A 21,529-nucleotide genomic window follows, 5' to 3' on the forward strand; every position below is an offset into this window, starting at 1 on the left:
TGGGTTACCCGCACGCCCTGGCGCCGTTTCGCGTGCGGGTAACCACGTTCGCGCCACACGTCGTAGCTTGGAGTGGTGACTCAACCGCAAGATCTGCCCCGTACCGTCGGCGAGCTGAGAGCGTCCGGCCATCGCGAGCGGGGCGTCAAGGACGAAATCCGGGAGAACCTGCTGTCCGCGCTGGCCGAAGGCCGCGACGCGTGGCCAGGCATCCTGGGCTTCGAAGACACCGTCATCCCCCAACTCGAACGCGCGCTGATCGCCGGCCACGACGTCGTGCTGCTGGGCGAGCGCGGTCAGGGCAAGACCCGGCTGCTGCGCGCGCTGACCGGCCTGCTCGACGAGTGGACCCCGGTGATCGCGGGCTCCGAGCTCGGCGAGCACCCGTACACCCCGATCACCCCGGAGTCGATCCGGCGCGCCGCCGACTCCGGCGACGACCTGCCGATCACCTGGCGCCACCGCAGCGAGCGCTACACCGAGAAGCTGGCTACCCCGGACACCAGCGTCGCCGACCTGGTCGGCGACATCGACCCGATCAAGGTGGCCGAGGGCCGCAGCCTCGGCGACCCGGAGACCATCGCGTTCGGCCTCATCCCGCGCGCACACCGCGGCATCGTCGCGATCAACGAGCTGCCCGACCTCGCCGAGCGCATCCAGGTCGCGATGCTCAACGTGATGGAGGAGCGCGACATCCAGGTCCGCGGCTACACGCTGCGGCTGCCGCTCGACGTGCTCGTCGTCGCCAGCGCCAACCCCGAGGACTACACCAACCGCGGCCGCATCATCACCCCGCTCAAGGACCGGTTCGGCGCCGAGATCCGCACCCACTACCCGCTCGAGCTGGCCGCGGAGGTGGGCGTCATCAAGCAGGAGGCGCACCTGGCGGCCGACGTGCCCGAGTACCTGCTGCACGTGCTGGCCCGGTTCGCCCGCTACCTGCGCGAGTCCCGGTCGATCGACCAGCGCTCCGGGGTGTCGGCGCGGTTCGCGATCGCGGCCGCCGAGACCGTCGCCGCCGCCGCGCGGCACCGCTCGGCGGTCCTCGGTGAGCAGGAGTCGGTCGCGCGGGTGGTCGACCTGTCCAGCGTGGTCGACGTGCTGCGCGGCAAGCTCGAGTTCGAGTCCGGCGAGGAGGGCCGCGAGCAGGCCGTGCTCGAGCACCTGCTGCGCCGGGCCACCGCCGACACCGCGCAGCGGCTGCTCGGCGGCATCGACGTCGGCCCGCTGGTGGTGGCGATCGAGAACGGCTCGGCGGTCACGACCGGGGACCGGGTCTCGGCGCGCGAGGTGCTGGCCGCGGTCCCCGAAGTGCCGGCGATCGCCGAGGTCCAGCAGCGGCTGGCGGCGACGACCGACGGGGAGCGAGCGGCCGCCGTCGAATTGGCCCTCGAGGCGCTGTATCTGGCCAAGCGGATCGACAAGGTGTCCGGAGAAGGCGAAACCGTCTATGGCTAAACACACGTCGCGGTATTCGCGATACACCGGCGGGCCGGATCCGCTGGCGCCGCCGATCGACCTGCGCGACGCGCTCGAGCAGATCGGCCAGGACGTGATGGAGGGCAGCTCGCCGCGGCGGGCGCTCGCCGAGCTGATGCGACGCGGCACCAAGGACATGCGCGGCGCGGACAAGCTCGCCGCCGAAGCCAACCGCCGCCGTCGAGAACTGTTGCAGCGCAACAACCTCGACGGCACCCTGGCCGAGATCAAGAAGCTGCTCGACGAGGCCGTGCTGGCCGAACGCAAGGAGCTGGCCCGCGCGCTCGACGACGACGCGCGGTTCAACGAGATGCGCATCGAGTCGCTGCCGCCGTCGCCCGCCAAGGCGGTCCAGGAGCTCTCCGACTACGACTGGCGCTCGGCCGAGGCCCGCGAAAAGTACGACCAGATCAAGGATCTGCTCGGCCGCGAGATGCTCGACCAGCGCTTCGCCGGCATGAAGCAGGCGCTCGAGAACGCCACCGACGAGGACCGTCAGCGCGTCAACGAGATGCTCGACGACCTCAACGACCTGTTGGACAAACACGCCAAAGGCGAAGACACTCAACAGGATTTTGACGATTTCATGAAGAAGCACGGCGAGTTCTTCCCGGAGAACCCGAGCAACGTCGACGAGCTGCTGGACTCGCTGGCGCAGCGTGCCGCGGCCGCGCAGCGGTTCCGCAACAGCCTGTCGGCCGAACAGCGCGCCGAGCTGGATGCGCTGGCGCAGCAGGCGTTCGGCTCGCCGTCGCTGATGAACGCGCTCAACCGGCTCGACTCGCATCTGCAGGCGGCCCGGCCGGGGGAGGACTGGACGGGGTCGTCGAAGTTCTCCGGCGACAACCCGCTCGGCATGGGCGAGGGCGCTCAGGCGATGGCCGACATCGCCGAGCTCGAACAGCTCGCCGAGGCGCTGTCGCAGAGCTATGCGGGCGCCACGATGGAGGACGTCGACCTCGACATGCTGGCCCGCCAGCTGGGCGAGGAGGCCGCCGTCGACGCGCGCACGCTGTCCGAACTGGAACGCGCGCTGATGGACCAGGGCTTCCTCGACCGCGGCTCCGACGGCCAGTGGCGGTTGTCGCCCAAGGCGATGCGCCAGCTCGGTCAGGCCGCGTTACGCGATGTCGCGCAACGACTTTCGGGCCGCCACGGCGAACGCGACACCCGCCGCGCCGGTGCGGCCGGCGAGTTGACCGGCGCGACCCGGCCGTGGGCGTTCGGCGACACCGAGCCGTGGAACGTGACCCGCACGCTGACCAACGCGGTGCTGCGGCAGGCCGGCGCCGGAGTGGCCGAGCGGCCGATCCGGTTCGCGGTCGAGGACGTCGAGATCTCCGAGACCGAGACGCGCACCCAGGCCGCGGTCGCGCTGCTGGTCGACACGTCGTTCTCGATGGTGATGGAGAACCGGTGGCTGCCGATGAAGCGCACCGCGCTGGCGCTCAACCATCTCGTCAGCACCCGGTTCCGCTCCGACGCCCTGCAGATCATCGCGTTCGGCCGCTATGCGCGCACCGTCTCGGCCGCGGAGCTCACCGGCCTCGAGGGCGTCTACGAGCAGGGCACCAACCTGCACCACGCGCTGGCGCTGGCGGGTCGGCACCTGCGCAGGCACCCCAACGCCCAGCCGGTGGTGCTCGTCGTCACCGACGGCGAACCGACCGCGCATCTGGAGCACTATCCGAGCGACGAGGGCGGGCCCGCGGTCTTCTTCGACTACCCGCCGCATCCGCGCACCATCGCCCACACCGTCAAGGGGTTCGACGAGATGGCCGCGCTCGGGGCGCAGGTGACGATCTTCCGGTTGGGCAACGATCCCGGGCTGGCCCGGTTCATCGACCAGGTCGCGCGCCGGGTGGAGGGCCGGGTCGTGGTGCCCGACCTGGACGGGCTGGGCGCCGCCGTGGTCGGCGACTACCTGACGTCGCGCCGGAGGCGCTGAGCCGGATTAGGCGGCTTTGCGCTTCTTGCGCTTGACGCCGACACTGCCGCCGAGCGCGAAGCCGCGGATGCGCACGCACGGCGCGCCGGGCGAGCCTTCGCCGTCCACCGCGTGGTCGAACGTGCCCATCACGCCGATGCCGCGCAGGTCGACGTTGACCTCCGGCGGCACCAGGATCGTCTGGCCGCCGAAGATTGAATACGAGTGGATCTCCACCTCGGGCGACGTGAAGTCGGCGTACCGCAAATCCACCACCCCGCCGCCGAAGAGGGCGAACGTGGTCATCCGGCGCGGCACATTCCACCGGCCGCGGCGTTCGAACCCGCTCATGATGGCCAGCAGCATGGTCGACGGCGCCGGCCGGCACGGGCCGCCGCTGCGGCCGCGGGTGACCGCGCCGGGCAGATCGGCCGACAACCGGTCCAGCTCGTCGTAGGTCTGCGCGGCGTATGCCCTGGTGAGGCGGTCCTCGTACTCGGGAAGCTGCAGGCGGCCCTGGGCGGCGGCGTCAGTGAGCAGCTGCGCGACCTGTATCCGATCGGTGTCGCCAGCACGCATCGAACCGTTCCGCGACGCTGAAGTGCTCATCGTTTACGAGCCTACGACGAACCGTGGCACATGCAAGCTCGTTGTCCAAACTGTGCCCTCACCCACCACGGCGAAGAATGTAGATGAGCAAACTTCATGCCGGTCGGGCGGGGGAGGACGCCAGAAACTCCGCGAAGCCTTGGGTGCCGAGCGGGTTGTCCGGGACGAGGTTCGCGCCCGTGCGCAGTGCCGCGGCGAGCCGCCCGGGCGCCGGCACCGCGACCACCCGGCGACGGCTGCCACCTGCGGAGAGGTACATCCGGGCCAACTCCGCGTGGGTGTGCACGGTCGGCCCGCCGACGTCGGGGGCGCGCCCCGCGGGCACGTCGGCGGCGAGTTCGACCAGGCGCGCGGCGACGGCCGCGGTGTCGATCGGCTGGAACTGCACGCCGCGCACCGCCCACAGCACCGGCGAATAGCGCTGCACCGCGAAGATCGTGCGCAGCAGGTCGTGGAACTGCGTCGCGCGCAGCACGGTGTGGGCGACGCCGGAGGCCTCGAGGACCCGCTCGGCGGCGAGCTTGGCGCGGTAGTAGGGCAGCGGGATGCGGTCGATCCCGACGATCGACACATGCACGATGTGGCCGACCCCGACGTGGGCGGCGGCCGTGACGAGGTTGCGCATGCCGGTGACGTCCTCGCCGCCGGTGGGTTGGGTGGCGCAGTTGATGACGACGTCCACCCCGTCGAGCGCGGCGTCCAGGCCGGTCCCGTCCAGCAGGTCGCCGCGGGCCCAGTGCACGCCGGTGTAGCCGACGTGGCTCTTGCGGCTGAGCGCGCGGACCCGATGCCCCGCCCCGACGGCCTCCGGGACCACGCGGTGTCCCAGCGTGCCGGTCGCGCCGGTGACGAGGATCGAGTGCGGCATCAGCCCACCCAGCGCGGTGGTCGCTTCTCCAGAAACGCGAGCATGCCTTCGCGGGCCTCCTCGGAGACGAACAGCTCGGCGGACTGCCGGGTGAGCTCGTCGGCGTGCTGATCGAAGGTCTCCAGAATATGCCGCGTGGTCAAGGCTTTCGAGGCCGCCAGACCCTGCGGTGAGGCCTGGCCGATCGCCGCGGCGAGCGAGCCGACGGTGGCCTCGACGTCGTCTGCGGCGACGCTGACCAGCCCGATCCCGGCGGCCTCCGCGGCGCCGAACTTCTCGCCGGTGACGAAGTAGCGGCCAACGGCGCGGGCGGACATCTTGGGCAGCAGGGTCAGCGAGATGATCGACGGCGCGACGCCGATGCGGGCCTCGGTCAGCGCGAAGGTGCTCGCCGGGCCCGCGACGACGATGTCGCACGCTCCGACGAGGCCGAGGCCGCCGGCGCGGACGTGGCCGTCGATCGCGCCGATGACCGGGACCGGCAGCTCGAGGATGCGCCGCAGCAGCCGGGTCATCTCGCGGGCCCGGTCGACGGCGAGCTCGCTGGGGTCCCGGCCGGCTGCTTCGGCGAGATCGGCTCCCGCGCAGAATGTTCCGCCGGTGTGACCGAGGACGACCACCCGCACGGCCGGGTCGTCGACCGCGGCGGTGAAGCCCTGGTGCAGCTGGTCCACCAGCGCCGTCGACAGCGCGTTGCGGTTGGCGGGGGAGTCGAGGGTGAGCCGGGCAACCGGCCCGTCGACCGCGTATCCTACCAGCGTCGCCATCAGTACGACCGGGGCAGGCCCAGCGAGGTCTGCGCGACGAAGTTCAGGATCATCTCCCGGCTGACCGGCGCGATCCGCGCCAGCTTCGACGCCGTGACCGCGGCGGCGATGCCGTACTCCTTGGTCAGCCCGTTGCCGCCGAGCGACTGCACGGCCTGGTCGACCGCGCGCACCGACGCCTCGCCGGCGGCGTACTTGGCCATGTTCGCGGCCTCCGCGGCGCCGACGTCGTCGCCTGCGTCGTACAGCGTTGCCGCCTTCTGCATCATCAGCTTGGCGAGTTCGATCTCGATGTGGTTCTGCGCCAACGGATGCGACAACCCCTGGTGGGCGCCGATCGGCGTCTTCCACACCTGCCGGGTCTTGACGTAGTCGACGGCCTTGTCGATCGCGAAGCGGCCCATGCCGACCGCGCTGGCCGCGCCCATGATGCGTTCGGGGTTCAGCCCGGCGAACAGTTGGGCGATCGCCGCGTCCTCCGAACCGACCAGCGCGTCGGCGGGCAGCCGGACCTCGTCGAGGAACAGCTGGAACTGGTTCTCGGGGCTGACGATCTCCATCTCGATCTTGGTCCAGCTCAGGCCCTTCGTGTCCGTCGGCACGATGAACAGCGCGGGCTTGAGGTTGCCCGTCTTGTGGTCCTCGGTGCGGCCGACGACCAGCACCGCCTGCGCCTGGTCGACGCCGGAGATGTACACCTTCTGCCCCGACAGGATCCAGTCGCTGCCGTCGCGGCGCGCGGTGGTGGTGATGCGGTGGCTGTTGGAACCCGCGTCGGGTTCGGTGATCGCGAACGCCATCGTGATCGACCCGTCGGCGATGCCGGGCAGCCAGCGCCGCTTCTGGTCCTCGGTGCCGAACTTGGCGATGATCGTGCCGTTGATGGCGGGCGAGACGACCATGAGTAACAGCGGACAGCCCGCGGCCGACATCTCCTCCATCACCACCGCCAGCTCGTACATGCCTGCGCCGCCGCCGCCGTACTGCTCGGGGAGGTTAACCCCGATGAAGCCGAGTTTGCCTGCCTCACTCCACAACTCGTCGGTGTGCTGGTCGGCGCGCGCCTTCGTCAGGTAGTAGTCCTGACCGTAGTTGGCGGCCATCGCGGCGACCGCCTTGCGTAGCGCCTGCTGCTCCTCGGTCTCGACGAAACCGCTCATTGCTCTCCTTCGGTAGGGGCCTGGACCCTGGCCAGCACGAAGCCGACGTCGACCTGCTGGCCCACGTCGACGTTGAGTTCGGTGAGCACACCGTCGGCCGGCGCGGTGATGGTGTGCTCCATCTTCATCGCCTCCAGCCACAGCAGCGGCTGGCCCGCGGTGACTTTGTCGCCGACGGCGGCGCCGACGCGCAGCACCGAACCGGGCATCGGCGCCAGCAGCGAACCGTGCGCGACGGCCGCGTCCGGATCGCCGAACCGCGGCACCGTCGCGAACTGCGCCGGCCCGGAGGGTGAGTCGACGAACACCTGGTCGCCGTAGCGGGCGATCTCGAACGGCCGGTCCACCCCGTCGACGGTCAACACCACGCGGTCCGGGGTCGCGGAGGCCAACGAGACACCGGCATGGTCGGGCAGCTCGAGCGCCCCGCGGTTGAAGCGGTAGCGGACCTCGTGTTCAGTGCCCGTGCCGTCGGTGTACCGCTTGACCTGGTATCCGGATGCGAGGTTGCGCCACCCGCTGGGTGCAGCGGCGAAAACGACTGCCTTGGAACGGTTGTCGGCGGCGTCGCTCAGCGCGGCCGCCACCGCTGACAGCGCCGTGGTGCGCTCGTCGGTCACGGGTGCGGCCAGCGCGGCCAGGCCGTGGGTGTCGAAGAACGCGGTGTCGGTGGCGCCGTCGAGGAACGCCGGATGCCGCAGCACGTTGACCAGCAGGTCGCGGTTCGTGCGCACACCGTGGATGCGGGCCCGCGCGACGGCGTCGGCGAGCACGCCCGCGGCGCGGCGGCGGGTCGGTGCATAGGAGATCACCTTGGCCAGCATCGGATCGTAGAAGACCGACACCACCGAGCCGTCGACGATGCCGGAGTCCACGCGCACGTTGTCCGGCACCTCGAAGCGGTGCACCGCACCGGCCTGCGGTTGCCAGTTCTTCGCGGGATCCTCCGCGTACAGCCGCACTTCGATCGAATGACCGTGTGCCGGTGGCGGTTCGGGATCGAGTCTGATGCCGTCGGCCACCGCCAGCTGCAGTTCCACCAGGTCCAGCCCAGTGGTCTCCTCGGTGACCGGATGCTCGACCTGCAGCCGGGTGTTCATCTCGAGGAAGAAGAACTCGCCTGAATCGTCGGCCATGAACTCGACGGTGCCCGCGCCGGTGTAGCCGATCGCGGTCGCGGCCAGCCGGGCGGCCTCGAACAGCCGGGAGCGCATGCCCGGCGTCCGCTCCACGAGCGGCGACGGGGCCTCCTCGACGATCTTCTGGTGGCGGCGCTGGATGGAGCATTCGCGTTCGCCGACCGCCCACACGGTGCCGTGCGCGTCGGCGAGCACCTGCACCTCGACGTGATGGCCGCCTGCGAGATAGCGCTCACAGAACACCGTCGGATCACCGAACGCGGACTGGGCCTCGCGGCGGGCGGCCTGCACCTGCTCGGGCAGCTCGGACAGCTCGCGCACGACGCGCATCCCGCGGCCGCCGCCGCCCGCGGACGCCTTGATCAGCACGGGCAGCTGGGCGGCGGTGACGGCCTCGGAATCCAGTTCCTCGAGCACCGGCACCCCGGCGGCGGCCATCATCTTCTTGGCCTCGATCTTGGAGCCCATCGCCGCGACCGCCTCGACCGGCGGGCCGATCCAGGCCAACCCCGCCGCGGTGACCGCAGCGGCGAATTCGGCGTTCTCCGAGAGGAATCCGTAGCCCGGGTGGATGGCGTCGGCGCCGGAGGCGTGCGCCGCCGCGATCAGTTGCCCGGCGTCGAGGTAGCCGTGCCGACCGTCCAGCCGCACCCGCGCATCGGCCTCGCCGACATGAGGGGACGCGGCGTCGGGGTCGGTGTAGACCGCGACGGTGCCGATCCCGAGGCGTCGGCAGGTGGCAAAGACGCGCCGGGCGATCTCGCCGCGGTTGGCCACCAGAACTCGAGTGATCATCGAAGCCTCACATCCGGAAGACGCCGAAGTTCGACGTCCCCTCTATCGGGCCGTTGGCGATGGCGGACAGGCACATTCCCAGCACGGTGCGGGTGTCGCGCGGGTCGATGACGCCGTCGTCGTAGAGCCGCCCGGACAGGAACATCGGCAGCGACTCGGCGTCGATCTGCGCCTCGACCGCCGCGCGCAGCGCCGCGTCTGCGTCCTCGTCGACGGTCTGCCCGCGGGCCTCGGCGGCGGCACGGCTGACGATCGACAGCACGCCCGCCAATTGCGTGCCGCCCATCACCGCGGATTTGGCGCTGGGCCAGGCGAACAGGAACCGCGGGTCGTAGGCCCGCCCGCACATGCCGTAGTGGCCGGCGCCGTAGGACGCGCCGATCAGCAGCGAGATGTGCGGCACCGTCGAATTGGACACGGCGTTGATCATCATCGAGCCGTGCTTGATCATGCCGCCCTCTTCGTACTTGCGGCCGACCATGTATCCGGTGGTGTTGTGCAGGAACAACAGTGGGGTGTTCGAGCGGTTGGCGAGCTGGATGAACTGGGTGGCCTTCTGCGATTCTTCGGAGAACAGCACGCCGCGGGCGTTGGCCAGGATGCCGAGCGGGTAGCCGTACAGCCGCGCCCACCCGGTCACCAGCGAGGAGCCGTACATCGGTTTGAACTCGTCGAACTCCGAACCGTCGACGACGCGGGCGATGACGTCGCGGGGGTCGAACGGGATGCGCAGGTCGGCGGGAACGATGCCGACGAGTTCCTCGGCGTCGTAGCGCGGTTCGACGACCGGTGCGGGCGCCGGGCCCTGCTTGCGCCAGTTCAGCCGGGCGACGACGCGCCGCCCGATGCGGATGGCGTCCGGTTCGTCGAGCGCGAAGTAATCCGCGAGACCCGATGTGCGGGCGTGCATCTCGGCGCCGCCGAGGGACTCGTCGTCGGACTCCTCGCCGGTGGCCATCTTCACCAGCGGCGGACCTGCCAGGAAGACCTTCGAGCGTTCCTTGATCATCACGACGTGGTCGGACATGCCGGGGATGTAGGCGCCGCCGGCGGTGGAGTTGCCGAAAACCAGCGCGATCGTCGGGATGCCCGCCGCCGAGAGCCGGGTCAGGTCGCGGAACATCTGCCCGCCGGGGATGAAGATCTCCTTCTGCGTCGGCAGGTCGGCGCCGCCGGACTCCACCAGTGAGATCACCGGCAGCCGGTTCTGCAGCGCGATCTGATTGGCGCGCAGGATCTTCTTGAGCGTCCACGGGTTGCTGGTGCCGCCCTTGACGGTCGGGTCGTTGGCGACGATCAGGCACTCGACGCCTTCGACCGCGCCGATCCCGGTGACCACGCTGGCGCCGACGGTGAAGTCGCTGCCCCACGCCGCCAGCGGGCTCAGTTCCAGGAACGGCGCGTCGGGGTCGAGCAGCAATTCGATCCGCTCGCGGGCGGTCAGCTTCCCGCGGTCGTGGTGGCGCTGCACGTACTTTTCACCACCGCCGGCGAGTGCCTTGGCGTGTTCGGCGTCGAGTTCGGCGAGCTTGGCGGTCATCGCTTCGGCAGCCTCGCCGAAGGCGGGTGACGCGGCATCGAGCGTGGAGCGCAGTGCGGTCATGACTGGAATCCCAACGTCTTGGCGGCCAGCGAGGTGAGGATTTCGGTTGTGCCGCCGCCGATTCCGAGGATGCGCATGTCGCGGTACTGGCGTTCGACCTCGGACTCGGCCATGTAGCCCAGCCCGCCGAACAGCTGCACGGCCTGGTTGGCGACCCATTCGCCGGCCTCGACGGCGGTGTTCTTGGCGAAACACACCTCGGCGATCAGTCCCGTCTCGCCCGCCAACTCGCGCTCGACCACATGCCGCGTGTACACCCGCGCTACGTCGACGCGACGAGCCATCTCGGCCAGCGTGTTCTGTACCTGTTGTCGCGAGATGAGCGGCCTGCCGAATGTCTCGCGGTTGCGGCACCATTCGACGGTGAGGTCGAGGCAGCGCTGTGCGCTCGCGTACGCCTGCGCGGCCAGGCCCACCCGCTCGGAGACGAACGCCCCGGCGATCTGCACGAAGCCGGTGTTCTCCGCCCCGACCAGGTTGGCGGCGGGCACCCGCACGTCGGTGTAGGACAGTTCGGCGGTGTCGCTGGACCGCCAGCCCATCTTGTCGAGCTTGCGGCTGACCTCGAATCCGGGTGTGTCCTTGTCCACCACGAGCAGCGACACCCCGGCGGCGCCCGGTCCGCCGGTGCGCACCGCGGTGACGACGTAGTCCGCGCGCACACCGGAGGTGATGTAGGTCTTGGCGCCGTTGACGATGTAATGATCGCCGTCCCGAACCGCGCGCGTGGTCAAATGCCCCACGTCGGATCCTCCGCCGGGTTCGGTGATCGCCAGGCTGCCGATCTTCTCGCCGCGCAGCGTCGGCCGCACGTACTCCTCGATCAGCCGCTCGTCGCCGGAGGCGACCATGTGCGGCACCGCGATTCCGCTGGTGAACAGCGAGGCGAACACGCCGCCGGGGCAGCCCGCGTAGTGCAGTTCCTCGCAGATGACCACGGCGTCGGCGCCGTCGCCGCCGCCACCACCGACCGACTCCGGGAATCCCGCGCCCAGCAGGCCGGCCTGCCCGGCCGCGCGGTGCAGGTCGCGCGGCAGCTCGCCGATGCGTTCCCATTCGTCGACGTGCGGCAGGATCTCTCGCTCGGCGAACGTGCGCACCGTCTTGCGGAGCTGCTCGCGTTCGGGCGTACACCAGATGTTCACGCCAACAACTCCTTCGGTATGTCGACGACCCTGCTGCGCAGCCATTCGCCGAGCCCCTTGGCCTGCGGGTCGAACCGGGCCTGGTAGGCGACGCCCTGCCCGAGGATGTCCTCGATGACGAAGTTGACCGCCCGCAGGTTCGGCAGTAGGTGGCGGTGCACGGGCAGGTCGGCCGCCTCGGGGAGCAGCTCGCGCAGCTTGTCGACGGTCAACATGTGTGCGAGCCAACGCCACTCGTCGTCGGTGCGCACCCAGACGCCGACATTCGCGCTGCCGCCCTTGTCGCCGCTGCGGGCGCCGGCGACACGGCCCAGCGGCGCGCGGACGGTCTCACCCGACGGCGGCGGTTCGGGCGCCGCGGGTGGTGACACCGCAGCCAGTTCCAGAACGTCGGCGGGAGGCGGGATCTCGACCCGGGTGCCGTCGGCGTGCACCGCGACGTGCGGCACGGAATCAACCGGTACGTAGGCCGGGGAGAACACGCCGTAGACCTGCCCGGCGCCTGGCGGGCTGGTGGCGTGGAAACCGGGATAGCTGGCCAGCGCGAGTTCGACTGCGGCCGAGGAGAATTGGCGACCAACCTTCTCGGGGTCCTGATCGCGCACCACGCAGCGCAGCAGCGCGCTGGCGGCCTCCTCGGTGTCCGCATCGGGACGGTCGGTGCGCGCCAGTGTCCACGTCAGCTCGGCGGGTTTGACGGTGAGCGCGGCCTCCAGCTGGCTGCGCACCAGCTCGGCCTTCGCGTCGATGTCCAGACCCGTCAGCACCAGCGCCATCTCGTTGCGGAACCCGCCGATGCTGTTGAGTGAGACCTTCAGCGTCGGTGGCGGCGGCTCGCCGCGGGCGCCGCTGATCCGCACCCGGTCGGTGCCGTCGTCGGACAGCTCCAGGGTGTCGACCCGCAGCGTGGCGTCCGGGTTGGCGTAGCGCGCGCCGCCGATCTCGTAGAGCAGCTGCGCGGTGACGGTGCCGACGGTGACCGCGCCGCCGGTGCCCGGATGCTTGGTGATCACCGAGGAGCCGTCGGCGTGGATCTCGGCCAGCGGGAATCCCGGATGGGTCAGGTCGGCGAGTTCGGTGAAGAAGGAGTAGTTGCCGCCGGTGGCCTGCGCCCCGCATTCGATGACGTGACCGGCCGCGACCGCGCCGGCCAACCGGTCGTAGTCGGTGCGCGCCCAGCCGAAGTGCGCCGCGGCGGGCCCGACGGTCACCGAGGCGTCGGTGACGCGGCCGGTCACCACCACGTCGGCGCCGCCGTCGAGGCATTCGACGATGCCCCACGCGCCGAGGTAGGCGTTGGCGGCCAGCACGTCGGTGAACCCGAACTCCTGCGCTCGCCCGATCAGGTCGTCGCCCTCGACGTGGGCCACCGACACCGACAGCCCGAGCCGGTCGGCCAAGGCCCGCACGGCGTCGGCCAATCCCGCCGGATTCAAGCCGCCGGCGTTGGCGACGATGCGTACCCCGCGGTCCTGCGCGAGGCCGAGGCACTCCTCGAGCTGGGTCAGGAAGGTCTTGGCGTAGCCGCGGTCGGGTGACTTGGCGCGGTCGCGGGCCAGGATCAGCATGGTGAGCTCGGCGAGATAGTCGCCGGTCAGGTAGTCGAGGTCGCCGCCGGTGAGCATCTCGCGCATCGCTGAGAGCCGGTCGCCGTAGAAGCCCGAGCAGTTGCCGATGCGGACCGCGCCACCAGCAGACGTCACGCAGGCTCCCTTCTCAGCCGTCGCACCAACCAACCGGTAGGTTACGGGGTACCGCCGGTATCGCGTCAAGGTTTCCCGGCGTCGATTCCGCTGTTTTGGAGGCTACGCAGGTCGTTGGCTATCCTGAAGGGCACTTGCCGGCGCCCCGTGCTGCGCGCGGTGATGCCAGGCCGCCGGTTCGCCGGCGCAGACTTACCCCGTCAAGAGGAGACCCGACCATGGCTGTGCCCAAGCGCAGGATGTCGCGCGCGAACACCCGTAGCCGTCGCGCGCAGTGGAAGACGAAGGCCACCGGGCTGGTCAACGTGAACGTCGCGGGCCAGCAGCACAAGGTGCCGCGCCGCCTGCTCAAGGCCGCCCGCCTCGGCCTGATCGACCTCGACCGCCGCTAGATCGTTTCGCGCCTCTCAGGTCACTCTCAGATAGGGGGTCGACACTGTGGCCGTGCGCATTCTTGTCGTTGACGACGATCGCGCGGTGCGCGAGTCGCTGCGCCGCTCGCTTTCCTTCAACGGGTACGCGGTCGAACTGGCCCAGGACGGTGTCGAGGCACTGGAGGCGATCGCCAGCGACCGGCCCGACGCGCTGGTGCTGGACGTGATGATGCCCCGCCTCGACGGCCTCGAGGTGTGCCGCCAGCTGCGTAGCACCGGCGACGACCTACCGATCCTCGTGCTCACGGCCCGCGACTCGGTCTCCGAGCGGGTGGCCGGACTCGACGCCGGCGCCGACGACTATCTGCCCAAGCCGTTCGCGCTCGAGGAACTGCTGGCCCGCATGCGCGCGCTGCTGCGCCGCACCAACCTCGACGAGGGTGCCGATTCGGCGGCCATGACGTTCTCCGACCTGTCACTGGATCCGGTCACCCGCGAGGTCACCCGCGGTGACCGCCAGATCAGTCTGACCCGCACCGAGTTCGCGTTGCTCGAGATGCTGATCGCCAACCCCCGTCGCGTGCTGACCCGCAGCCGCATCCTCGAAGAGGTGTGGGGCTTCGACTTCCCGACGTCTGGTAACGCCCTCGAGGTGTACGTCGGTTACCTGCGTCGCAAGACCGAAGCCGAAGGAGAGCCGCGACTGATCCACACCGTGCGCGGGGTGGGTTACGTGCTGCGCGAGACGCCTCCGTGATGTCTGTTCCCACCGGCCCGGTGCCGCTGAACGGTCATGCGGCTCAACCCGTTTCACCTCAGGCGCCGTCGAGAACCCGATCGGTGACGCTGCGCTGGCGGGTGATGCTGCTGGCGATGTCGATGGTGGCGATGGTCGTGGTGTTGATGGCGGTCGCGGTCTGGGCGGTGGTGTCGCGCGCGCTCTACGACGACGTCGACAACCAGCTGCGCAGCCGCGCGCGGTTGCTGATCGAGAGCGGCTCGTTGGAGGTCGACCCGAGCAAGGCCATCGAGGGCACCGCGTACTCCGACGTCAACGCGATGCTGGTGATCCCGGGCCGGGCCATCTTCACCGCCAACCAGCAGGGCCAGTCACTGCCGCTCGGCGAGCCCGAGAAGGCCGTGCTGCGCGGCGAGCTGATCATGTCGCTGCGCACCACCAACCACCAGCGGGTGCTGGCGATGCACCTGGACAACGACAGTTCGCTGCTGATCAGCAAGAGCATGGCGCCGACGAGCGAACTGCTCGGGCGGCTGGGGACGGTGCTGCTGATCGTCGGCGGGGTCGGGGTCGCGGTCGCCGCCATGGCCGGTGGCGCGGTGGCCCGTGCGGGGCTGCGGCCGGTCGCGCGGCTGACCCAGGCCGCCGAACGCGTGGCCCGCACCGACGACCTGCGCCCGATCCCGGTGTTCGGCAGCGACGAACTCGCCCGGCTGACCGAGGCGTTCAACATGATGCTGCGCGCGCTGGCCGAGTCCCGGGAACGCCAGGCGCGGCTGGTCACCGACGCCGGTCACGAACTGCGCACCCCGCTGACGTCGCTGCGGACCAACGTCGAGCTGCTGATGGCGTCGATGGCGCCCGGCGCCCCCCGGCTGCCCGATGCGGAGATGGACGAACTGCGCGCCGACGTCATCGCCCAGATCGAGGAGTTGTCGACGCTGGTCGGCGACCTGGTCGATTTGACCCGCGACGACGCCGGGGTCGTCGTACACGAACCGGTCGACCTCGCCGACGTGGTCGACCGCTCGCTGGAGCGAGTTCGTCGCCGCCGCAACGACATCGACTTCGACGTGACGGTCACGCCGTGGGTGGTGCACGGCGACGGGACCGGACTGGCGCGGGCGGTGCTCAACCTCCTCGACAACGCGGCCAAGTGGAGTCCGCCGGGCGGGCGCGTCGTGGTGCGGCTGACGCAGATCGCGCCGGCGCACGCCGAATTGGTGGTCTCGGACTACGGCCCCGGTATCCCGCCGCAGGAACGCCCGCTGGTGTTCGAGCGGTTCTACCGATCGACGACCGCGCGGGCGATGCCCGGTTCGGGCCTGGGGCTGGCGATCGTCAAGCAGGTCGTGCTGCGGCACGGCGGTTCGCTGCGCGTCGAGGACACCGTCTACGGCGGACAGCCGCCCGGCACCTCGATGCACGTCGTGCTGCCCGGGCAGCCGGGCTCCGAAATCGGCTTCGACGAACCTGCCGAGCCGACACGCGCACGCTGAGGCGCCCGCCGAGCGGCGGCGTCGGCGATGATTGACGGTGGTGGGAAAAGGGGAACGAGGTCTGGGTGTGTCCCGAGTGTTCTCTAAGTGGATTCTCAGCCCCACTGGGCACTGTTGACCATGCGTCCAACGTTGACCAGTTGTCGGACCCAATAAAAGAAAGAGCCCGAGCGACATGACGAACCACCCGAGGTATTCGCCGCCACCCCCGCCGCCCGGCCGTCGACCCGTCGGCCATCAGCAGGCGTCATCCGGCTACCCGAGCGGCCCGCAGCGCCCGAGCGGCTACCCGCAGCAGCCCTACGACTGGCGATACGCCACCCAGCAGCACCCGACGTCGGCGCAGTACCGCTCGCCGTACGACCCCTATCGCGGTGCGCCCCAACCCTTGCCGAGTCAGCCGCCCCAAAAGCGTTCGCGCGCAGGCGCATTGACTGCCGGAGCCCTCGCCGTGGCGATCGTCTCAGCCGGGATCGGCGGCGGGGTCGCGATGCTCGTGTCCGGGGACGGATCGCCGTCGTCCTCGTCGATCGGCGGTGCCGCCCCCAGCATCCCCGCCGCCAGCCTGCCCGCCGGCTCGGTGGAGCAGGTCGCGGCCAAGGTGGTGCCCAGCGTCGTCAAGCTCGAGACCGACATGGGCCGGGCCTCCGAAGAGGGTTCCGGGGTGATCCTGTCCTCCGACGGGCTGATCCTGACCAACAACCATGTGGTCGCCGCCGCGCAGGGCGGACCGGGCGCCCCGGGTGGTGCGCAGACCAAGGTGACGTTCTCCAACGGCCGCACCGCCCCGTTCACGGTCGTCGGCACCGATCCCAGCAGCGACATCGCGGTCGTGCGCGCGCAGGGTGTCTCCGATCTGCAGCCGATCACCATCGGCTCGTCGTCGAACCTGCGGGTCGGCCAGGACGTGGTGGCGATCGGCTCGCCGCTCGGCCTGGAGGGCACGGTCACCACGGGCATCATCAGCGCGCTGAACCGTCCGGTGGCCGCCGGCGGTGACGCGCAGAACCAGAACACGGTGCTCGACGCGATCCAGACCGACGCCGCGATCAACCCCGGTAACTCCGGCGGCGCGCTGGTCAACATGAACGGCGAGCTGATCGGCGTCAACTCCGCGATCGCCACCTTGGGCGCCGACGCGGGCCCGCAGGCGCAGAGCGGATCCATCGGGCTCGGCTTCGCGATCCCGGTCGACCAGGCCAAGCGGATCGCCGACGAACTGATCAAGAACGGCACCGCCGCCCACGCCTCGCTGGGTGTGCAGGTGGGCAACGACGCCGCCGTCGACGGTGCCCGCATCGTCGAGGTCACCGAGGGCGGCGCAGCCGCCGCGGCCGGCCTGCCGAGCGGCGTGGTCGTCACCAAGGTCGACGACCGCGTGATCAGCAGCGCCGACGCGCTCGTCGCCGCCGTGCGGTCCAAGGCGCCCGGGGACAAGGTGACGCTGACCTACCTGGATCCGGCCGGCAAACCGCAGACCGTGGACGTGACGCTCGGAAAGGCGCAGCAGTGAGCGCGCCGACCGACTCGGTCACCCTGAGAGTGGTCGCGCCGGCGTCACTGCCCGCATATACGGTTGAGCTCATGGAACAGCCAGGGGAGTTGGTGGGCCGGGCACTGGTCGTCGTCGTGGACGACCGCACCGCACACGGTGACGAGGAGGATCACAGCGGTCCGCTGGTCACCGAGCTGCTCGGGGAGGCGGGTTTCGTCGTCGACGGCGTCGTCGTGGTGTCGTCGGACGAGGTCGAGATCCGCAACGCCCTCAACACCGCGGTGATCGGCGGTGTCGACCTGGTGATCTCGGTCGGCGGCACCGGGGTCACCCCGCGCGACGTCACGCCTGAAGCCACCCGCGACATCCTCGATCGCGAACTGCTCGGCATTTCCGAGGCGCTGCGTGCCTCGGGCCTGTCCGCAGGCATCATCGATGCCGGTGTTTCCCGCGGCCTTGCCGGGATCTCCGGCAGCACACTCGTGGTGAACCTCGCGGGGTCCCGCGCGGCGGTGCGCGACGGCATGGCCACCCTGGGTCCGCTGGCGGGCCAGGTCATCGGCCAGCTCTCCAGCCTGGAAATCTGACCTGGTAGCAGCCGCCAATGGCACGATGTGTGATCTTCGTCACAGCGGAACGGTCTGGTGACTGACCGCCCGCAGCGTCGACGCGACGCAGTTAACGAAGTTTTCGGGGAGGAACTGCCCCGGGTCGCTCCCGACGAGCGCGACGAGGCGTCCCCGGAGGACGAGGCCGAGCGTGACCGTTGGTTGCGGGAAAACCGTCCGCCACACCACCTTTGACCAGTTCCGACCGCTCGTGCGACGTGGATCACGTTCGGTAGCCGGTTGTGAACTTAGCCCGCCTCAGCGTCGCTTGGCGCGCCACTCGATGTTGCCTGCCGGTGATGCCGCCGTGACCGTGACCGCTCGGCGCTCCCTAGCAAATCGCCAGCTCCCGTAACGGCCGACCGCGGTCGGCCGATGTTCGCGTTGCCGGGTGGATGCACGACCGTTATGTTCCTCCTGTTTAGGATGAGCAAAACGTAAGAGCAGCATGTGAGGTCTCTCATTTGCGTCACATGAGGCTCCTGCGTCGTGTGTGGTGTACCGGTAGGGCCAGGCACGAACAAAAGAACACGACGGGCCGAACGGTTCGTCGTCGACATAGCTAGGGAGAACATGAAGGTAATCAGTCGGGTGCTGATCGCGTTGGTTGCGGCCATCGCGTCTCTGTTCGTGAGCACTGGCACCTCTCACGCAGGTCTGGACAACGAGTTGAGCCTGGTCGACGGCCAGGATCGGACGCTGACCATCCAGCAGTGGGACACGTTCCTCAATGGCGTGTTCCCGTTGGACCGCAACCGGCTGACCCGTGAGTGGTTCCACTCCGGGCGCGCCAAGTACATCGTCGCCGGCCCCGGTGCCGACGACTTCGAGGGGACGCTGGAGCTGGGCTACCAGATCGGCTTCCCGTGGTCGCTGGGTGTGGGCATCAACTTCAGCTACACCACCCCCAACATCCTGATCGACGACGCGCCGATCACGAACCCGTTGAGCTCGATCATCACCCCGAACCTGTTCCCGGGTGTGTCGATCAGCGCCGACCTCGGTAACGGCCCTGGCATCCAGGAAGTCGCGACCTTCTCGGTCGACGTCGCCGGCGCCAACGGCGGCGTGGCGGTCAGCAATGCGCACGGCACGGTGACCGGTGCTGCCGGTGGTGTGCTGCTGCGTCCGTTCGCTCGGCTCATCTCGTCGGCTGGTGACAGCGTCACCACCTACGGCGAGCCCTGGAACATGAACTAACACCTCTCCCAGGCAAACGAAGCGGCCCCCGGAAACCCGGGGGCCGTTTTCGTTGTCCGCCACCAGATGGCCTGGGCATTGCACGCTTGTTAACCGCAGGTGTCGCGCATCCGTGATCTTGAACACAGCGAACCGCCCGGTCTCGGTATGGCGCTGACCGCGCGGTTTGCCTGCTCGAGCCTTCGGGGACGCGGCGGCGTCGCTGAATCCCGAGCTTGACGGGCCCGACGGGCGTCGCCGTCATCGATGGCCGTTTGACGCAATCGTTAACGCCAGCGCGAACGGAACTCAGCAACATCGGCGCAGGCGGGTGTCGAATGGGGACCCTCGCGTTGCCGGGCGGTCCGGGTGCCGTTATGTTCCTCGTGTCAACGATGAGTGGAACGTAAAGGCTTCGTGTGAACGCTCTAATCCGCACCATATGAAGCGCGCGTCGTGACCAACACCAGTGCGGACCCACCGGGGGTCCGCATCGACATGGCTAGGGAGAACATGAAGGTAATCAGTCGGGTGCTGATGGCGTTGGTTTTGTCGGTAGCGGGGGCCCTCACGTCTCTGTTCGTGAGCACCGGTACTTCTCACGCGGGTCTGGACAACGAGTTGAGCCTGGTCGACGGCCAGGATCGGACGCTGACCATCCAGCAGTGGGACACGTTCCTCAACGGCGTGTTCCCGTTGGACCGCAACCGGCTGACCCGTGAGTGGTTCCACTCCGGGCGCGCCAAGTACATCGTCGCCGGACCCGGGGCCGACGACTTCGAGGGGACGCTGGAGCTGGGCTACCAGATCGGCTTCCCGTGGTCGCTGGGTGTGGGCATCAACTTCAGCTACACCACCCCCAACATCCTGATCGACGACGCGCCGATCACGAACCCGTTGAGCTCGATCATCACCCCGAACCTGTTCCCGGGTGTGTCGATCAGCGCCGACCTCGGTAACGGCCCTGGCATCCAGGAAGTCGCGACCTTCTCGGTCGACGTCGCCGGCGCCAACGGCGGCGTGGCGGTCAGCAATGCGCACGGCACGGTGACCGGTGCTGCCGGTGGTGTGCTGCTGCGTCCGTTCGCTCGGCTCATCTCGTCGGCTGGTGACAGCGTCACCACCTACGGCGAGCCCTGGAACATGAACTAACGCTTCTCCCAGGCACTTTCGCAGGACGCGAAAACGGCCCCCGGATCATCCGGGGGCCGTTTCTCGTTCGGTCAGGACTTGTCGGCGCTCGTCGTCTCCGCGGTGTCGGGACTCGGGCCGGCGCCTGGTCCGGCCGCGTGTGCCCCGGCCGAGCCGTTGGTTTCGGCGAGGATGTTGCGGATCTCGGTCAGCAGGGACAGCTCGGTGTCTTGCGCCTGCTCGACCTCGCCTTTCTTGCGCAACCGGTTGTAGGGCACGACGACCAGGAAGTACACCACCGCGGCGACCAGGACGAAGTTGATGGCCGCCGACAACAGGACGTTGAGGTCGATGGTCTGGCCGCCGCCGATGCCGATCCGCAGGATGCCGTAGTCGGATTCGCCGCCCGCACCGATTCGGTTGATGAGCGGCTGGATGATGCTGTCGGTGAACTTCGTCACCAGCGCCGTGAAGGCGGTACCGATGACGACGGCGACCGACAGATCGACGATGTTGCCTCGTGCGAGAAATTCCTTGAAGCCCTTGAGCATGCTGTCGCGAATCCTCTCTCGATCGGGTGCTGTTAGCGACGTTAGCTCTGAGGCCCGCGATGCTGGGTGAGAATCTCCGTTCGGGCACGACCCTCAATGCAGGGTGACCGTGATCGCCTGCACGAGCGCGGCGGCCGCGACCTCGTTGGCGGCGAGGGCGGGTAGCGCCACCAGCACCACCCGATCGGCGCCTGCCGTCGCACCCGTCGTCTTCGGCGAGACCAGCACGACGACCGCGTCCCTGGCGACCAGCCGCGGCCGGGCATCGGACTCGTCGCCCGCGGCGAGTACGTCGACCACGTCGCCGGCGCGCAGCAGGTCGAGCACCGCGTTGTCGTCGAGCGTCAGCGGCACGATCCGCGCGTTGGGCCCGGCCGCCGCGTCGGCGAGGCGCGGGCCGAGCAGCCGGATGTCGGTCAGCGCCTCGCCGCGCCGCACCGGACCCGCAGGCCGGCTGCCGACGACGGTTGACGAATCGGTGTGGACGCCGTCGGGAAGTGTTGTGGCGCTTTGTCTTTCGATGCGAACATCCTCGGCGGTGAGCTCGGCGCCCGGGGACAGGTCGCGGGCCGCGACGACCACGGCGACGCGTTCGTCATCGGGGTCTGGGCGTAACGCGGCGACGGCAGCGAGGACGACGAGGCCGGCCGCGGCGGCGCGGCGGGCCGCCATGGTGCGTGTCCAATCCGGGCGTGCGAGCGCCCGGCGCAGGAGCGATGGATTGAGCGATTCCCCCATGTCGCCAAGCTAGGCAGCGG

Annotated in this window: 19 protein-coding genes; 9 read left to right on the forward strand and 10 right to left on the reverse strand. The window is 69.6% G+C overall.

The features are described 5' to 3' along the window. The first annotated feature begins 75 nt into the window (after positions 1–75). Both BLW81_RS12445 and BLW81_RS12450 read left to right on the forward strand, forming a co-directional pair. Complete coding sequence (locus BLW81_RS12445) at positions 76–1,458, forward strand: sigma 54-interacting transcriptional regulator (protein WP_083410490.1); 1,383 nt, start codon at positions 76–78, stop codon at positions 1,456–1,458. After that, positions 1,451–3,427, forward strand: a complete 1,977-nt coding sequence (locus BLW81_RS12450) for a vWA domain-containing protein (RefSeq protein WP_083407447.1) — start codon at positions 1,451–1,453, stop codon at positions 3,425–3,427. Before BLW81_RS12445 ends, BLW81_RS12450 begins: the two co-directional genes overlap by 8 nt. Before the next feature lie 6 nt (positions 3,428–3,433). Here BLW81_RS12450 and BLW81_RS12455 read toward each other — a convergent pair whose 3' ends face one another. From BLW81_RS12455 to BLW81_RS12490, 8 genes are all read right to left on the reverse strand, one after another. After that, positions 3,434–4,015 (reverse strand): DUF1707 SHOCT-like domain-containing protein, encoded by a 582-nt coding sequence (locus BLW81_RS12455; RefSeq protein WP_083407448.1) that lies wholly within the window; start codon positions 4,013–4,015, stop codon positions 3,434–3,436. 94 nt (positions 4,016–4,109) lie between these two features. After that, positions 4,110–4,883 carry an SDR family oxidoreductase gene (locus BLW81_RS12460; protein WP_083407449.1) on the reverse strand — a complete coding sequence of 258 codons (774 nt, stop codon included), beginning with the start codon at positions 4,881–4,883 and terminating at the stop codon, positions 4,110–4,112. Beyond that, on the reverse strand, positions 4,883–5,650 hold the full coding sequence (locus BLW81_RS12465) for an enoyl-CoA hydratase family protein (RefSeq protein ID WP_083407450.1): 768 nt from the start codon (positions 5,648–5,650) through the stop codon (positions 4,883–4,885). Before BLW81_RS12465 ends, BLW81_RS12460 begins: the two co-directional genes overlap by 1 nt. Then, positions 5,650–6,810, reverse strand: a complete 1,161-nt coding sequence (locus BLW81_RS12470) for an acyl-CoA dehydrogenase family protein (protein ID WP_083407451.1) — start codon at positions 6,808–6,810, stop codon at positions 5,650–5,652. Before BLW81_RS12470 ends, BLW81_RS12465 begins: the two co-directional genes overlap by 1 nt. Continuing rightward, on the reverse strand, positions 6,807–8,744 hold the full coding sequence (locus BLW81_RS12475; RefSeq protein WP_083407452.1) for an ATP-binding protein: 1,938 nt from the start codon (positions 8,742–8,744) through the stop codon (positions 6,807–6,809). Before BLW81_RS12475 ends, BLW81_RS12470 begins: the two co-directional genes overlap by 4 nt. Before the next feature lie 7 nt (positions 8,745–8,751). Beyond that, positions 8,752–10,347, reverse strand: coding sequence for an acyl-CoA carboxylase subunit beta (locus BLW81_RS12480; protein ID WP_083407453.1), 1,596 nt, complete (start codon positions 10,345–10,347; stop codon positions 8,752–8,754). After that, the gene (locus BLW81_RS12485) at positions 10,344–11,492 is read right to left on the reverse strand and encodes an acyl-CoA dehydrogenase family protein (protein WP_083407454.1); all 1,149 of its coding nucleotides are present in this window, start codon (positions 11,490–11,492) and stop codon (positions 10,344–10,346) included. Before BLW81_RS12485 ends, BLW81_RS12480 begins: the two co-directional genes overlap by 4 nt. Further along, positions 11,489–13,195 carry an acyclic terpene utilization AtuA family protein gene (locus BLW81_RS12490; protein WP_083407455.1) on the reverse strand — a complete coding sequence of 569 codons (1,707 nt, stop codon included), beginning with the start codon at positions 13,193–13,195 and terminating at the stop codon, positions 11,489–11,491. The genes BLW81_RS12485 and BLW81_RS12490 overlap by 4 nt, the downstream gene beginning before the upstream one ends. Before the next feature lie 218 nt (positions 13,196–13,413). Between BLW81_RS12490 and rpmF the strand changes: the two genes are divergently transcribed. The 7 genes from rpmF (at position 13,414) to BLW81_RS12525 (ending at position 20,241) form a co-directional block, all read left to right on the forward strand. Beyond that, the gene (gene rpmF, locus BLW81_RS12495) at positions 13,414–13,587 is read left to right on the forward strand and encodes a 50S ribosomal protein L32 (protein WP_083407456.1); all 174 of its coding nucleotides are present in this window, start codon (positions 13,414–13,416) and stop codon (positions 13,585–13,587) included. Positions 13,588–13,639: 52 nt separating this feature from the next. Continuing rightward, a complete protein-coding gene (locus BLW81_RS12500; protein ID WP_083410491.1) occupies positions 13,640–14,326 on the forward strand; it encodes a response regulator transcription factor in 687 nt (228 codons plus the stop codon). Then, a complete protein-coding gene (locus BLW81_RS12505) occupies positions 14,326–15,807 on the forward strand; it encodes a HAMP domain-containing sensor histidine kinase (protein ID WP_083410492.1) in 1,482 nt (493 codons plus the stop codon). Before BLW81_RS12500 ends, BLW81_RS12505 begins: the two co-directional genes overlap by 1 nt. A 175-nt stretch (positions 15,808–15,982) precedes the next feature. Further along, positions 15,983–17,320, forward strand: coding sequence for a S1C family serine protease (locus tag BLW81_RS12510; RefSeq protein WP_083407457.1), 1,338 nt, complete (start codon positions 15,983–15,985; stop codon positions 17,318–17,320). Positions 17,321–17,391: 71 nt separating this feature from the next. Then, positions 17,392–17,889, forward strand: coding sequence for a MogA/MoaB family molybdenum cofactor biosynthesis protein (locus BLW81_RS12515; RefSeq protein ID WP_083410493.1), 498 nt, complete (start codon positions 17,392–17,394; stop codon positions 17,887–17,889). Positions 17,890–18,483: 594 nt separating this feature from the next. Continuing rightward, a complete protein-coding gene (locus BLW81_RS12520; RefSeq protein WP_083407458.1) occupies positions 18,484–19,110 on the forward strand; it encodes a porin MspA in 627 nt (208 codons plus the stop codon). A 492-nt stretch (positions 19,111–19,602) separates the two neighbouring features. Beyond that, positions 19,603–20,241, forward strand: coding sequence for a porin MspA (locus tag BLW81_RS12525; protein ID WP_083407459.1), 639 nt, complete (start codon positions 19,603–19,605; stop codon positions 20,239–20,241). A 71-nt stretch (positions 20,242–20,312) separates the two neighbouring features. Here BLW81_RS12525 and mscL read toward each other — a convergent pair whose 3' ends face one another. Together mscL and BLW81_RS12535 are read right to left on the reverse strand one after the other, a co-directional pair. Beyond that, positions 20,313–20,771, reverse strand: a complete 459-nt coding sequence (gene mscL, locus BLW81_RS12530) for a large-conductance mechanosensitive channel protein MscL (protein WP_083407460.1) — start codon at positions 20,769–20,771, stop codon at positions 20,313–20,315. A 93-nt stretch (positions 20,772–20,864) separates the two neighbouring features. Further along, on the reverse strand, positions 20,865–21,509 hold the full coding sequence (locus BLW81_RS12535; protein WP_083407461.1) for an SAF domain-containing protein: 645 nt from the start codon (positions 21,507–21,509) through the stop codon (positions 20,865–20,867). Positions 21,510–21,529: the final 20 nt, after the last annotated feature.

The organism is Mycolicibacterium rutilum, assembly GCF_900108565.1.
GTDB classification, from domain to species: Bacteria; Actinomycetota; Actinomycetes; order Mycobacteriales; family Mycobacteriaceae; genus Mycobacterium; species Mycobacterium rutilum.

Coding starts and splice junctions, on each gene's coding strand:
- BLW81_RS12510 (WP_083407457.1), top strand. CDS start 15,983: ATGACGAACCACCCGAGGTATTCGCCGCCACCCCCGCCGCCCGGCCGT.
- BLW81_RS12465 (WP_083407450.1), bottom strand. CDS start 5,650: ATGGCGACGCTGGTAGGATACGCGGTCGACGGGCCGGTTGCCCGGCTC.
- BLW81_RS12455 (WP_083407448.1), bottom strand. CDS start 4,015: ATGAGCACTTCAGCGTCGCGGAACGGTTCGATGCGTGCTGGCGACACC.
- BLW81_RS12460 (WP_083407449.1), bottom strand. CDS start 4,883: ATGCCGCACTCGATCCTCGTCACCGGCGCGACCGGCACGCTGGGACAC.
- BLW81_RS12535 (WP_083407461.1), bottom strand. CDS start 21,509: ATGGGGGAATCGCTCAATCCATCGCTCCTGCGCCGGGCGCTCGCACGC.
- BLW81_RS12520 (WP_083407458.1), top strand. CDS start 18,484: ATGAAGGTAATCAGTCGGGTGCTGATCGCGTTGGTTGCGGCCATCGCG.
- BLW81_RS12470 (WP_083407451.1), bottom strand. CDS start 6,810: ATGAGCGGTTTCGTCGAGACCGAGGAGCAGCAGGCGCTACGCAAGGCG.
- BLW81_RS12525 (WP_083407459.1), top strand. CDS start 19,603: ATGAAGGTAATCAGTCGGGTGCTGATGGCGTTGGTTTTGTCGGTAGCG.
- BLW81_RS12515 (WP_083410493.1), top strand. CDS start 17,392: ATGGAACAGCCAGGGGAGTTGGTGGGCCGGGCACTGGTCGTCGTCGTG.
- BLW81_RS12480 (WP_083407453.1), bottom strand. CDS start 10,347: ATGACCGCACTGCGCTCCACGCTCGATGCCGCGTCACCCGCCTTCGGC.
- mscL (WP_083407460.1), bottom strand. CDS start 20,771: ATGCTCAAGGGCTTCAAGGAATTTCTCGCACGAGGCAACATCGTCGAT.
- BLW81_RS12450 (WP_083407447.1), top strand. CDS start 1,451: ATGGCTAAACACACGTCGCGGTATTCGCGATACACCGGCGGGCCGGAT.
- BLW81_RS12475 (WP_083407452.1), bottom strand. CDS start 8,744: ATGATCACTCGAGTTCTGGTGGCCAACCGCGGCGAGATCGCCCGGCGC.
- BLW81_RS12505 (WP_083410492.1), top strand. CDS start 14,326: ATGTCTGTTCCCACCGGCCCGGTGCCGCTGAACGGTCATGCGGCTCAA.
- rpmF (WP_083407456.1), top strand. CDS start 13,414: ATGGCTGTGCCCAAGCGCAGGATGTCGCGCGCGAACACCCGTAGCCGT.